Raw genomic sequence first — 12244 nt, forward strand, 5'->3', positions numbered from 1 at the left:
CCATTTCGTGAGTGAGGGACAGTGCTTTTGCTAGGCGCATAAAAAATCCGATGCTCGTTTCCAAGCATCGGATTTTGCGGCCTACGGGCTAAAGCTCAAAGCGTCAGTCTTAACTGACTGGCATTAGCCACAAGGGCCGGTTTTTTACGCGTGGCTATTACAGCTTGCCAGCGTTCTCGCTCAGGTAGGCGGCAACGCCTTCTGGCGAAGCGTTCATGCCTTTGTCGCCTTTCTTCCAGTTAGCAGGGCAGACTTCGCCGTGCTCTTCGTGGAATTGCAGGGCGTCGACCAGACGCAGCAGCTCGTCCATGTTACGGCCCAGCGGCAGGTCGTTGACGATCTGCGAACGGACAACACCGTTGGTGTCAATCAGGAAGGCGCCACGGAAGGCCACGCCGCCTTCGGACTCAACGTCGTAGGCCTTGCAGATTTCGTGGGTCATGTCGGCAGCCAGGGTGTACTTGACCTGGCCGATGCCGCCATTGTTGACCGGCGTGTTACGCCAGGCGTTGTGGGTGAAGTGCGAGTCGATCGACACGCCGATCACTTCCACGTTGCGCGCCTGGAAGTCAGGAATGCGGTGGTCCAGGGCGATCAGCTCGGACGGGCAGACGAAAGTGAAGTCCAGTGGGTAGAAGAACACCAGGCCGTACTTGCCCTTGATGGCCGAGGCCAGGTTGAAGCTGTCGACGATTTCGCCGTTGCCCAGCACGGCCGGAACGGTGAAGTCTGGTGCTTTCTTGCCAACGAGTACGCTCATGCGATTTCTCCTGATGAGGGGTGAAGAACCTTGCCCGGGCAAACGGATTCCCCGGATCCGGCAAAGGCCGACCATCATACACGGCTTCTGCTGACAGACCGAATCTCTACCACCGGTCGCTCAAGCACAGGGCCTTCCATAAAGTGCTTTGACAAGCATTCTCATTACCATTACTCTCCAACCCATCGACTCAACCCGCGATGGTCAGCCTTTATGTATGTGTGTCTCTGTGTCGGTGTCACCGATGGACAGATCCGCGATGCGATCTACGAAGGATGCTGCAGCTACAAGGATGTGCGAGCCGCCACCAATGTCGCCAGCCAATGCGGCAAGTGCGCTTGCCTGGCCAAGCAGGTGGTCCGTGAGACGCTGACCGAACTGCAACTCAGCCAGCAGGCTGCCCTGCCCTACCCCGTTGAATTCAACGCCGCGTAAATACCCGAATTCGAAGAACCGGACCTAGTGTCCGGTTTTTTTATGTCTAAATTTCAATAAGTTAGCGCTCCAACGCGGTTCACAAACATTCTTATTCCTATTAATTTTCACTTATTATTCAATAACTTAGGTTTGACAGAGTGGGGCGTCGGGCTCAAACTTGATTTCATTGGCTCAACTTCCACAGGGCAGGACCCCATCATGAAAGGCGACGTAAGCGTCATCCAGCATCTCAACAAGATCCTCGGAAACGAGCTGGTCGCAATCAACCAGTACTTCCTGCACGCTCGCATGTATGAAGATTGGGGCCTGAACAAGCTCGGCAAGCACGAGTACAAGGAATCCATCGACGAGATGAAACACGCTGACAAACTGATCAAGCGTATTCTCTTCCTCGAAGGCATTCCCAACGTCCAGGACCTGGGCAAGCTGCTGATCGGCGAGCACACCAAGGAAATGCTCGAGTGCGACCTGAAGATCGAGAAAAAGGGCCACGCCGACCTCAAGGCTGCCATCGCCCATTGCGAGACCGCTGGTGACTTCGGCTCCCGCGAACTGCTCGAAGACATCCTCGAATCGGAAGAAGAACACATCGACTGGCTGGAAACCCAGCTAGGCCTGATCGACAAGATCGGCATCGAGAACTACCTGCAGTCGCAGATGGGCGAAGAATAACGTCCACGTCCCGGGAGTGGCAGCGCTCCTCTCCCGGGGCGACTCGCGTCAAGGCTGTTCGCAGTGTCGCGCCAGCACCCAGCCGGCAATCTCATCAAGCGCCTGAGGCGCATAAGCCCCTCGTCCCCAGCCCAGAAAAACACCCTTGACCCACAGGGGCCATTGCTCGGCCAACTGGTAATCGAACAGGTTCGCCCGCAACAGGCCATGAGTGCCCTCTTTGACGAGGCCGATGCAGGCCTGCGTATCGCTCGGCAGCAGCGCTCTCCATGTGGACAAGGTGTCTTGCGGATCGACATTGCGATCCCTCTCGCCCATCAGCACCATCACCGGTACCGTCATGGCCCGAATCGCCTGGCGCGCATCGACCAGCGCATTGCGTCGTTCGAAGTCCTTGCGATCGCACTGCCCTGCGCAAGGCCGGGCAACGCTCTGTAGGGTGTAGTTGCGTGAGAATGCCTGATCACTCTCGATCAACCATTGTTCAAGACCAGGCCCAGTCTGCCCCTCGCCCTGCAGCCGCTGGCGAAGGTAGTAACGCCCCTGGTCACGCCAGTTGATCGCTGGCCCCACCAGCACGGCAAAGTCCGCCCCGGCACGCTGACTGGCCTCGGGGACCACCCAACCAGCCTGGGAGAATCCCAGCAGCCCGAGCGCGCCGGATTGCCGCCCCAGCACCTGACGCAAAGCTTCGAGCGCCGCCACGGCCTCACCAGCGCGATCGTCCATGCGCTGGTCAAGCCAGCTGCCGCTGCTCGCCCCTACACCTGGCTTGTCCCAGCTGAAAACACCGATCCCCCGCGCCAACAGCGCATTGACCAGCGGCAGGTACCCCCCTTGGGACCAGCGATCCTGGGCACCGTCGCCATGGACCAGAGCCACGACAGGGGGATGCTCTACGGCCTCAGGCAAGACCAAGGTCCCTTCCAGCCGTGCGCCATCATGGAAAAAGCCAAGGGTTCGTTGCTGAGCAGTCCCCGGCAGCTCGAAGTCCACAAGCCCATGAAAGAAAACTGCCAGCGTCAGCAGCAGGCCCACGCAAATGATTGAAAGCACCAAAGTACGCGACATCATCGCCCCATCGGGAAATGGCGGACGGGCACCAGCGGCCAAGGTTGTGTCCGCGATTCAGGTACGCCGCCGGGCAGGCGCTACAGTGCCATGCCCCGGGTCAGGCAATCAGTGAACAAGTGTTAAGGGCGCAGGGAGCGCGAAAGATGCGAGGCAACCCGCCTGCCTCGAGGCGGGTCTGCCTGCAAGGAGCCTTTCGGCTCGCGAAATCAGGCCTGGTCGGCCTTGGCCTTGGCGGCCGCTTCTTTGATCAGGGTCTGCAGCTCACCCTTTTCGAACATTTCCAGCATGATGTCGCTGCCGCCGACCAGCTCACCGGCTACCCACAGTTGCGGGAAGGTTGGCCAGTTGGCGTATTTGGGCAGGTTGGCGCGAATTTCCGGGTTCTGCAGGATGTCGACGTAGGCGAACTTTTCGCCACAGCCCATCACGGCCTGCGAAGCACGGGCCGAGAAGCCGCACTGCGGGGCATTCGGCGAGCCTTTCATGTAAAGCAGAATGGTGTTGTTGGCAATCTGCTCTTTGATTGTTTCGATGATATCCATGAAGCACCTCGGCTGAACTTTCCGACGTGATCGTCGGCACGGTGGCGCATTGTAACGGAAAGCCGAGCAACGTGCTCGGCCTTGCCGCCCTCATGCCGCCCCCACCTGCACCGGCACGCCATTGAGCGCCGCATTGCCCGAGACAGCGTCGCGCAGGCATTCATCGGTCAGGTCGTTGGCGCTGGCGCCTGGCTGAGCCTGTGCCACCTGCAAGCGAATCCCATGACGGGAATGGCCATAGCCATGAGGCAGACTGACCACGCCAGGCATCACTTCGTCGCTGGACTGTACCTCCACCTCCAACACCCCTGTGCGCGAACGAACGCGTACCATCTGGCCATCCTGCAACTGCCGCTGGTTCAGATCGTCCGGATGCATCAGCAACTGATGGCGTGGCTTGCCTTTGACCAGGCGCTGGTAGTTGTGCATCCAGGAGTTGTTGCTGCGCACATGACGGCGACCGATCAGCAGCAACTGATCGGGTTCAGGCGGTAGTTGCCGGGCCAGACGCTGAAGGTCGGCGAGCAGCAGCGCCGGCGCCGCTTCGACCGCCTGGCTGGCTGTGCGCAGGCGGCCCGTCAGGCTCGGCCGCAACGGCCCAAGGTCCAGTCCGTGCGGGTGCTGGTCGAGCGCCTGCAACGACAACGCCCACGACGAAGCCTCGCCACGGGGCCCCTTGCGCAGCGCCAGGTCGATCATCTGCGCCGGCGGCAGCATCGCCTTCAGTTCGAGCTGGGCCCGTGCGGCAAATGCCTTGGCCAGGCCGACGAAGATCTCCCAGTCGTGCAATGCCCCCTCGGGCTTGGCCAGGATCGCCCGGTTGAAACGGGTGACGTTGCGTACCGCCAGCAGGTTGAAGGTGGAGTCGTAGTGATCGTTCTCCAGTGCCGAGGTGGACGGCAGGATCAGGTCGGCGTGGCGCGTGGTCTCGTTGAGATAGAGGTCGATGCTGAGCATGAAGTCGAGATTCGCCAGGGCTTCGTCCAGTTGGCGGCCATTGGGCGTGGACAGCACGGGGTTGCCGGCGACCGTGATCAATGCCCGCACCTGCCCCTCGCCCGGCTCGAGGATTTCCTCGGCCAGCGCCGAGACCGGCAGTTCACCGCCATACTCCGGCAAGGCCGAGACACGACTCTGCCACTGGTTGAAATGCCCGCCCGAGGTGGTGCCCACCAGGTCCACCGCAGGCTCCGTGCACAAGGCCCCGCCCTCACGATCAAGGTTGCCGGTGACCAGGTTGATCAACTGCACCAGCCAGTGGCACAGCGAGCCGAAAGCCTGGGTCGACACACCCATCCGCCCGTAGCACACAGCCTTGTCGGCGGCGGCAAAGTCCCGGGCCAACTGACGGATGTCCTCACCTGGGATGCCACAGAGCACACTCATGGCTTCGGCATCGAAAGGCGCCATCGCCTCCCGTGCCTGCTCCAGGCCGTTGACCGGCAAGTGCGAGCCACGGGCCAGGCCCTCGGCGAACAAGGTGTGCAATAACGCAGCCAGCAGCGCCGCATCGCCTCCGGGGCGGATGAACAGGTGCTGATCGGCGATCGCCGCCGTTTCGCTACGTCGCGGGTCCACCACTACCAGGCGTCCTCCCCGCCCCTTCAGCGCCTTGAACCGCGCCTGCACGTCGGGCACGGTCATGATGCTGCCGTTCGACGCCAAGGGGTTGGCGCCGAGGATCAGCATGAAGTCGGTATGGTCGATGTCTGGAATCGGCAGCAGCAGGCCATGGCCGTACATCAGGTGACTGGTCAGGTGCTGGGGCAACTGGTCCACCGAAGTGGCCGAAAAGCGGTTGTGGGTCTTGAGCAGGCCAAGGAAATAGTTGCTGTGGGTCATCAGACCATAGTTGTGCACGCTGGGGTTGCCCTGGTACACCGCTACGGCATTGCGCCCATGGGCCTGCTGGACCTTCCACAACTGCTCAGCGGCCAGTTCGAAGGCCTCGTCCCAGCCGATCGGCAACCACTGCCCGCCAATGCGCCGGTGCGGCTGGCGCAGACGATCGGGGTCTTCCTGGATGTCCTGCAAGGCCACGGCCTTGGGACAGATATGGCCACGACTGAACGGGTCCTGGGGATCGCCCTTGATCGAGCTGATCCGGGCCCGGCCATCGGCTTCGTGGCTGACTTCGATGTTCAGGCCGCAGATGGCCTCGCACAGGTGACAGGCTCGATGATGCAGGGTCTTGGTCATGGCCGCCTCTGTCTTGTTGTTCTGGACGCTCGACTATGCGCCGTACCCGTTGCAGCTGCCAGCGCGCTTCGCGGCGTGAATCGGGCGACATCAGGCGGGCGATTCGCGACAGCAGGTTTGCCAAATGCGCGCCGGGCCGTGTACAACCGCTGTAGCAAATAAAAAACAGCGCTCACCAATAGGTTACGACACCCTTTGACACAGAGCCGCTGTTTCCCCTCTTGGTTTCAGGCGACATTTAATTATAGTATTGCGCCTTCCCCTATTCCGTCCGCCCCGTGCGGCTTACGCCGCAGGTCTCCCCCGTTGTCAACAAAACCCATACGGTCGACCTGCACATCGTTGCAGATAAGGTAGTCAATCATGAGCGCTAGGCACTTTCTCTCCCTGCTGGATTTCACCACCGACGAATTGCTCGGTGTGATCCGCCGAGGCATCGAGCTGAAGGACCTGCGCAAGCGCGGCGTGCTGTTCGAGCCCCTGAAGAACCGCGTACTGGGCATGATCTTCGAAAAGTCCTCGACCCGCACCCGCGTCTCGTTCGAAGCCGGCATGATCCAGCTCGGCGGCCAGGCCATCTTCCTCTCGCCGCGCGACACCCAGCTGGGCCGCGGCGAGCCTGTAGCCGACAGCGCCATCGTGCTGTCGAGCATGATCGACGCGGTGATGATCCGCACCCACGCCCACAGCACCCTCACCGAGTTCGCCGCCCATTCGAAGGTGCCGGTGATCAACGGTTTGTCCGATGAATCGCACCCGTGCCAGTTGCTGGCCGACATGCAGACCTTCTTCGAGCACCGCGGCGCGATCCAGGGCAAGACCGTGGCCTGGATCGGCGACGGCTTCAACATGTGCAACTCCTACATCGAGGCCGCGCTGCAGTTCGACTTCCAGCTGCGCATCGCCTGCCCCGAGGGCTACGACCCCGATCCACGCTTCCTGCAGCTGGGTGGCGAGCGTGTGCAGATCATCCGTGATCCACGGGAGGCCGTGCGCGGCGCCCATCTGGTGACCACGGATGTCTGGACTTCCATGGGCCAGGAGGAGGAAACTGCACGGCGCCTGGCGCACTTCGCACCCTACCAGGTGACCCGCGAACTGCTCGACCTGGCGGCATCCGACGCCCTGTTCATGCACTGCCTGCCCGCCCACCGCGGCGAGGAGATCAGCCAGGACCTGCTCGACGACCCTCGTTCGGTCGCCTGGGACGAAGCTGAGAACCGCCTGCATGCACAGAAGGCCCTTCTGGAATTCCTTGTACAACCGGCTTACCACCACGCATGAGTCATTCCCTGCTGCTCAACCTGCGCAACCTCGCCTGCGGCTATGGCGACCAGCGCATCGTCCAGAACCTCAACCTGCACCTGAACGCAGGCGACATCGGTTGCCTGCTGGGCTCCTCCGGGTGTGGCAAGACCACCACCCTGCGCGCCATCGCCGGCTTCGAGCCGGTGCATGAAGGTGAAATCCAGCTGGCTGGCGAGGTCATCTCCCGCGCGGGGTTCACCCTGGCGCCGGAGAAACGTCGGATCGGCATGGTGTTCCAGGACTACGCGCTGTTCCCGCACCTGACCGTGGCGCAGAACATCGCCTTTGGCATCGGCAAGCACCCTCGGCAGGCGGTGGTGGTCGAAGAGATGCTCGAGCTGGTCAAGCTCGCCGGGCTTGGCGGGCGCTACCCGCACGAACTGTCCGGCGGCCAGCAGCAACGGGTTGCCCTGGCGCGCGCCCTGGCGCCCGAACCGCAACTGCTGCTGCTCGACGAGCCCTTCTCCAACCTCGACGTGGAACTGCGCCGACGCCTGAGCCATGAGGTTCGCGACATCCTCAAGAGCCGCGGCACCAGCGCCATCCTGGTCACCCACGACCAGGAGGAAGCCTTCGCCGTCAGCGATCATGTCGGCGTATTCAAGGAAGGCCGCCTGGAGCAATGGGACACACCCTACAACCTCTACCACGAACCGCAGACCGCATTCGTCGCCAGTTTCATCGGCCAGGGCTATTTCATCCGCGGCCAGATGAGCAGCCACGACGCCGTGACCACCGAGCTGGGCGAGCTGCGTGGCAACCGGGCCTACACCATGGCCCCTGGCAGCTCAGTGGATGTGCTGCTGCGTCCTGACGATATCGTCCATGCTCCCGACAGCGCCCTGCGCGCACAGGTCATCGGCAAGAGTTTCCTCGGCGCTTCAACCCTCTATCGCCTGCAGTTGCCCACCGGCAGCCAGCTCGAAGCGATCTTCCCAAGCCATAACGATCACCCGGTTGGCCAGGATGTCGGCATTGCCGTGGCGGCCGATCACCTGGTGCTGTTCCCGGTGCCCGGCAGCGTTGCCGCGCAATTGGCGCACCATGAAAATGGGGTGCGCCGGGTCAGCTCCGCACACTGACCACACGTGCCTGCTGCCGGTGTTCGCCGGCAAGGCTGGCTCCTGCGACCTGTAGGAGCCAGACGCACCACAGGGCTTATCAAAGCATCAGTGTCCCGCAGGCCACACGCCGGGCCATGCCGCCGATCTTCACCCGCGCCCCCTCCAGGCGGCAGAATAGCGCCCCGCCCCTGGCCGAGCACTGGAAAGCACGCAATGTGGTCTTGTCCAGACGTGCCGCCCAATACGGGATCAACGAACAGTGGGTAGATCCGGTCACAGGATCCTCGGGGATGCCAATACCCGGAGCGAAATAACGGGAGACAAAGTCGTGTTGCTCACCTGGAGCAGTCACGATCACCCCCAGCCCGGGCAGACAGGCCAGTGCGGCCATGTCCGGCGTGCAGTTGCGTACGGCCTGCTCCGACGCCAGCACCACCAGCAACTCCTTCGTCTGATAGACCTCTTGCACCGCGCAACCCAGAGCCTCGGCCACCGCGACCGGTTGCTCCAGCGGCAATGGCTCGATACGCGGAAAATCCAGCCACAGACGCCCCTCGTCCCTGCTCACGCTCAACAGGCCTGAACGACTCTGGAAGTCCAGGCGCGGCGCGGTCTCCCCGTACACCTCGAACAGCACATGGGCCGCCGCCAGCGTGGCGTGCCCGCACAACGGCACTTCGGTCGTCGGAGTAAACCAGCGGATGCGGTAACCCTCGCCCTCGGCCACCACGAAGGCAGTCTCGGCGAGGTTGTGTTCGCCAGCAATCTGCTGCATCAGCGCATCGTCGAGCCACTGTTCCAAGTGGTAGACCATGGCGGGGTTACCGGCGAAGGGATGGTCGCTGAACGCGTCGACCTGATGAAAATGCAGCTGCATGCCACGACTCCTGTGTTCGGCGGGAAAACACCGAGCATGGGGTATGCCCATGCTGACCGAACAGTGACAGACTCAGGCAATTTGAATCAGTACAGATGCTCAGCTACGACCGATCTCGGCGAATTGCGCCTGGGTATGGGTCGCCAGCACCGCGGCCGAGAGTTCCACCTCGAGCCCACGACGCCCCGCGCTGACATGAATGGTTTCGTGTTGTTGCGCAGACTGATCAATAAAGGTGCGCAGGCGCTTCTTTTGCCCCAGCGGGCTGATGCCGCCCACCAGGTAACCAGTGGCGCGCTGCGCGGCCTGGGCGTCGGCCATCTCGCACTTCTTCACGCCTGCGGCATGGGCCAGCGCTTTCAGGTCGAGCGTACCGACCACCGGTACCACGGCCACCAGCAGCTCGCCTTTTTCGCTCGCGGCGAGCAGCGTCTTGAACACCCGCTGTGGATCGAGGCCGAGCTTTTCCGCAGCCTCGAGCCCATAGGAGGCGGTTTTCGGGTCATGTTCATAGCTGTGTACGCGGTGCTCGGCGCGCGCCTTCTTAAGCAGGTCCAGGGCAGGGGTCATCAGGGGCTCCAGTCGATCGCAGGTCGCCGGTACTGTAGGTCAATTCCACCGCAGCGACCAGCGCAGTGCCCCAGGCTAGAGCAGCGGCCATCGATTCACGACACGGCGTGCCAGTCAGAATGTGGCCAGCCGTTCATTTTCGACCTTTGACATCAGCGTTTCTTGTCTATATTTTTTCGTTTCTGAATAAATGGTGCACCTATAAGGTGCACTTCCTGTACCCGCCCGGTGTCAATGGGGATCGACCCCGGGCTTTTTTGCTGTCGAGCGCCAAGCGCCTCACAACAACAAGAACCGAGGTCACACATGACGACTGCCGTACGACAACCGACGCTATCCGCCCAGTGCCTGGCCGAATTCCTCGGTACCGCCCTGCTCATCTTCTTCGGCACCGGCTGTGTCGCTGCGCTCAAGGTTGCCGGCGCCAGCTTCGGGCTATGGGAAATCAGCATCATCTGGGGCGTCGGCGTGAGCATGGCGATCTACCTGACCGCCGGCGTGTCCGGGGCGCATCTGAATCCGGCGGTGAGCATCGCCCTGGCCGTGTTCGCCGGCTTCGACAAGCGCAAGCTGCCGTTCTACATACTGGCGCAAGTATTTGGCGCTTTCTGCGGCGCGGCACTGGTGTACTACCTCTACAGCAACCTGTTCTTCGATTTCGAACAGACCCACGCCATGCTGCGTGGCAGCCAGGCCAGCCTGGAGCTGGCCTCGGTGTTCTCCACCTACCCGCATCCGGCACTTTCCACTGGCCAGGCGTTCCTGGTCGAAGTGATCATCACCGCGATCCTGATGGCCGTGATCATGGCCCTGACCGACGACAACAACGGCCTGCCCCGTGGCGCCACCGCGCCGCTGCTGATCGGCCTGTTGATCGCCGTGATCGGCAGCGCCATGGGCCCGCTGACCGGTTTCGCGATGAACCCGGCGCGCGACTTCGGCCCTAAACTGATGACGTTCCTGGCCGGCTGGGGCGACATAGCCTTCACTGGTGGACGTGACATCCCGTATTTCCTGGTGCCGGTGTTCGCACCGATCCTCGGCGCCAGCCTAGGCGCGGCGCTGTACCGCGGCATGATTGCCCGACACTTGCCAGTCGCGCAGGCCAAGGCCCCCCAGACAGACGATAATCCTCAGGGCGACACCCAGGTTTCCTGATGCCAGCGCTGGGCTCGACGCCCGCCACGCCCTGACCCACTCCCAAATTCCGTGCAAGGCCATCGACATGACAGACACCCTGGACAAGAACTACATCATCGCCCTGGACCAGGGCACGACCAGTTCCCGCGCCATCATCTTCGATCGTGATGCCAATGTGGTCGGCACCTCGCAACGCGAGTTCGCCCAGCACTACCCGCAAGCTGGCTGGGTCGAGCACGACCCGATGGAGATCTTCGCCACCCAGAGCGCGACCATGGTCGAGGCCCTCGCCCAGGCCGGTATCAGCCACGCCCAGGTCGCCGCCATCGGTATCACCAACCAGCGTGAAACCACGGTGGTCTGGGACAAGGAAACCGGTCGCCCGGTCTACAACGCCATCGTCTGGCAGTGCCGCCGCAGCACCGAGATCTGCGCCCAGCTCAAGCGTGATGGCCACGAAGAGTACATCCGCGAAGCCACCGGCCTGGTCACCGACCCGTACTTCTCCGGCACCAAGCTCAAGTGGATCCTCGACAACGTCGAGGGTGCCCGTGAACGCGCCGAGCGTGGCGAACTGCTGTTCGGCACCATCGATACCTGGCTGATCTGGAAGTTCTCCGGCGGCAAGGTACACGTCACCGACTACACCAACGCCTCGCGCACCCTGATGTTCAACATCCACTCGCTGAAGTGGGACGACAAGCTCCTGGACATCCTCGGCATCCCGCGTCAGATGCTGCCCGAGGTTCGCCCTTCGTCCGAGGTCTATGGCCACACCAAGAGCGGTATCGCCATCGCCGGTATCGCTGGCGACCAGCAATCGGCGCTGTTCGGCCAGATGTGCGTGGAGCCGGGCCAGGCCAAGAACACCTACGGCACCGGCTGCTTCCTGCTGATGAACACCGGCGACAAGGCGGTCAAGTCGTCCCACGGCCTGCTCACCACCATCGCCTGCGGCCCGCGCGGCGAAGTGGCCTACGCCCTGGAAGGCGCCGTGTTCAACGGCGGCTCCACCGTGCAGTGGCTGCGTGACGAGTTGAAGATCATCAACGACGCCTACGACACCGAGTACTTCGCCAGCAAGGTCAAGGACAGCAACGGCGTGTACCTGGTACCGGCCTTCACCGGCCTGGGCGCGCCATACTGGGATCCGTATGCCCGTGGTGCGCTGTTCGGCCTGACCCGCGGGGTCAAGGTCGACCACATCATCCGCGCCGCCCTGGAGTCGATCGCCTACCAGACCCGCGACGTGCTCGATGCCATGCAGCAGGACTGCGGCCAGCGCCTGTCCGAACTGCGCGTGGATGGCGGCGCAGTGGCCAACAACTTCCTCATGCAGTTCCAGGCCGACATTCTCGGCACCTGTGTCGAGCGCCCGAAAATGCGCGAAACCACTGCCCTGGGCGCCGCCTACCTCGCCGGCCTCGCCTGTGGTTTCTGGAGTGGCCTGGACGAGTTGCGCGACAAGGCCATCATCGAACGTGAATTCAGCCCGCAACTGGGCGAAACCGCGAAAGAGAAGCTGTACAAGGGCTGGCGCAAGGCTGTCGACCGTACTCGCGACTGGGAAGATCACGACGCCTGACCCCGCACCGCCGCA

Annotated in this window: 12 protein-coding genes; 6 read left to right on the top strand and 6 right to left on the bottom strand. The window is 62.5% G+C overall.

What is annotated here, in order from left to right; genetic code table 11:
• Positions 1–157: 157 nt before the first annotated feature.
• Positions 158–760: a peroxiredoxin gene (locus F3J43_RS07805; RefSeq protein ID WP_009684560.1), complete on the bottom strand. Its 603-nt coding sequence runs from the start codon at positions 758–760 to the stop codon at positions 158–160.
• A 213-nt stretch (positions 761–973) separates the two neighbouring features.
• On the opposite strand from F3J43_RS07805, the gene F3J43_RS07810 reads away from it, so the two are divergent.
• Positions 974–1195, top strand: a complete 222-nt coding sequence (locus F3J43_RS07810) for a bacterioferritin-associated ferredoxin (protein ID WP_110995144.1) — start codon at positions 974–976, stop codon at positions 1193–1195.
• A gap of 201 nt (positions 1196–1396) precedes the next feature.
• Positions 1397–1870 (top strand): bacterioferritin, encoded by a 474-nt coding sequence (bfr, locus tag F3J43_RS07815; protein ID WP_166884408.1) that lies wholly within the window; start codon positions 1397–1399, stop codon positions 1868–1870.
• A 48-nt stretch (positions 1871–1918) separates the two neighbouring features.
• On the opposite strand, the gene F3J43_RS07820 is transcribed toward bfr, so the two are convergent.
• From F3J43_RS07820 to F3J43_RS07830, 3 genes are all read right to left on the bottom strand, one after another.
• A complete protein-coding gene (locus F3J43_RS07820) occupies positions 1919–2941 on the bottom strand; it encodes an alpha/beta hydrolase family protein (protein WP_166884410.1) in 1023 nt (340 codons plus the stop codon).
• Positions 2942–3150: 209 nt separating this feature from the next.
• Positions 3151–3486 carry a Grx4 family monothiol glutaredoxin gene (gene grxD, locus F3J43_RS07825; RefSeq protein WP_166884412.1) on the bottom strand — a complete coding sequence of 112 codons (336 nt, stop codon included), beginning with the start codon at positions 3484–3486 and terminating at the stop codon, positions 3151–3153.
• A 90-nt stretch (positions 3487–3576) separates the two neighbouring features.
• Complete coding sequence (locus F3J43_RS07830; RefSeq protein ID WP_166884414.1) at positions 3577–5685, bottom strand: molybdopterin-dependent oxidoreductase; 2109 nt, start codon at positions 5683–5685, stop codon at positions 3577–3579.
• Positions 5686–6048: 363 nt separating this feature from the next.
• Here F3J43_RS07830 and argF point away from each other — a divergent pair, with 363 nt between their 5' ends.
• Complete coding sequence (gene argF / locus F3J43_RS07835; RefSeq protein WP_166884416.1) at positions 6049–6969, top strand: ornithine carbamoyltransferase; 921 nt, start codon at positions 6049–6051, stop codon at positions 6967–6969.
• Entirely contained in the window at positions 6966–8075 is a 1110-nt protein-coding gene (locus F3J43_RS07840; RefSeq protein WP_166884418.1) for an ABC transporter ATP-binding protein, read from the top strand. The genes argF and F3J43_RS07840 overlap by 4 nt, the downstream gene beginning before the upstream one ends.
• Before the next feature lie 79 nt (positions 8076–8154).
• On the opposite strand, the gene F3J43_RS07845 is transcribed toward F3J43_RS07840, so the two are convergent.
• On the bottom strand, positions 8155–8934 hold the full coding sequence (locus F3J43_RS07845) for a PhzF family phenazine biosynthesis protein (protein WP_166884421.1): 780 nt from the start codon (positions 8932–8934) through the stop codon (positions 8155–8157).
• A gap of 99 nt (positions 8935–9033) precedes the next feature.
• Complete coding sequence (ybaK, locus tag F3J43_RS07850; protein ID WP_166884423.1) at positions 9034–9504, bottom strand: Cys-tRNA(Pro) deacylase; 471 nt, start codon at positions 9502–9504, stop codon at positions 9034–9036.
• Positions 9505–9810: 306 nt separating this feature from the next.
• Here ybaK and F3J43_RS07855 point away from each other — a divergent pair, with 306 nt between their 5' ends.
• Together F3J43_RS07855 and glpK are read left to right on the top strand one after the other, a co-directional pair.
• Positions 9811–10662 (top strand): MIP/aquaporin family protein, encoded by an 852-nt coding sequence (locus tag F3J43_RS07855; RefSeq protein WP_166884425.1) that lies wholly within the window; start codon positions 9811–9813, stop codon positions 10660–10662.
• A 67-nt stretch (positions 10663–10729) separates the two neighbouring features.
• Positions 10730–12229 (top strand): glycerol kinase GlpK, encoded by a 1500-nt coding sequence (gene glpK / locus F3J43_RS07860; protein ID WP_166884428.1) that lies wholly within the window; start codon positions 10730–10732, stop codon positions 12227–12229.
• Positions 12230–12244 lie beyond the last annotated feature (15 nt).

It is taken from the genome of Pantoea sp. Cy-639, assembly GCF_011752525.1.
GTDB lineage: Bacteria > Pseudomonadota > Gammaproteobacteria > Pseudomonadales > Pseudomonadaceae > Aquipseudomonas.

Excerpts from the sequence above, each read along its gene's own strand:
- F3J43_RS07805 (WP_009684560.1), bottom strand. The coding sequence starts at position 760 with ATGAGCGTACTCGTTGGCAAGAAAGCACCAGACTTCACCGTTCCGGCC.
- F3J43_RS07810 (WP_110995144.1), top strand. The coding sequence starts at position 974 with ATGTATGTGTGTCTCTGTGTCGGTGTCACCGATGGACAGATCCGCGAT.
- bfr (WP_166884408.1), top strand. The coding sequence starts at position 1,397 with ATGAAAGGCGACGTAAGCGTCATCCAGCATCTCAACAAGATCCTCGGA.
- F3J43_RS07820 (WP_166884410.1), bottom strand. The coding sequence starts at position 2,941 with ATGTCGCGTACTTTGGTGCTTTCAATCATTTGCGTGGGCCTGCTGCTG.
- grxD (WP_166884412.1), bottom strand. The coding sequence starts at position 3,486 with ATGGATATCATCGAAACAATCAAAGAGCAGATTGCCAACAACACCATT.
- F3J43_RS07830 (WP_166884414.1), bottom strand. The coding sequence starts at position 5,685 with ATGACCAAGACCCTGCATCATCGAGCCTGTCACCTGTGCGAGGCCATC.
- argF (WP_166884416.1), top strand. The coding sequence starts at position 6,049 with ATGAGCGCTAGGCACTTTCTCTCCCTGCTGGATTTCACCACCGACGAA.
- F3J43_RS07840 (WP_166884418.1), top strand. The coding sequence starts at position 6,966 with ATGAGTCATTCCCTGCTGCTCAACCTGCGCAACCTCGCCTGCGGCTAT.
- F3J43_RS07845 (WP_166884421.1), bottom strand. The coding sequence starts at position 8,934 with ATGCAGCTGCATTTTCATCAGGTCGACGCGTTCAGCGACCATCCCTTC.
- ybaK (WP_166884423.1), bottom strand. The coding sequence starts at position 9,504 with ATGACCCCTGCCCTGGACCTGCTTAAGAAGGCGCGCGCCGAGCACCGC.
- F3J43_RS07855 (WP_166884425.1), top strand. The coding sequence starts at position 9,811 with ATGACGACTGCCGTACGACAACCGACGCTATCCGCCCAGTGCCTGGCC.
- glpK (WP_166884428.1), top strand. The coding sequence starts at position 10,730 with ATGACAGACACCCTGGACAAGAACTACATCATCGCCCTGGACCAGGGC.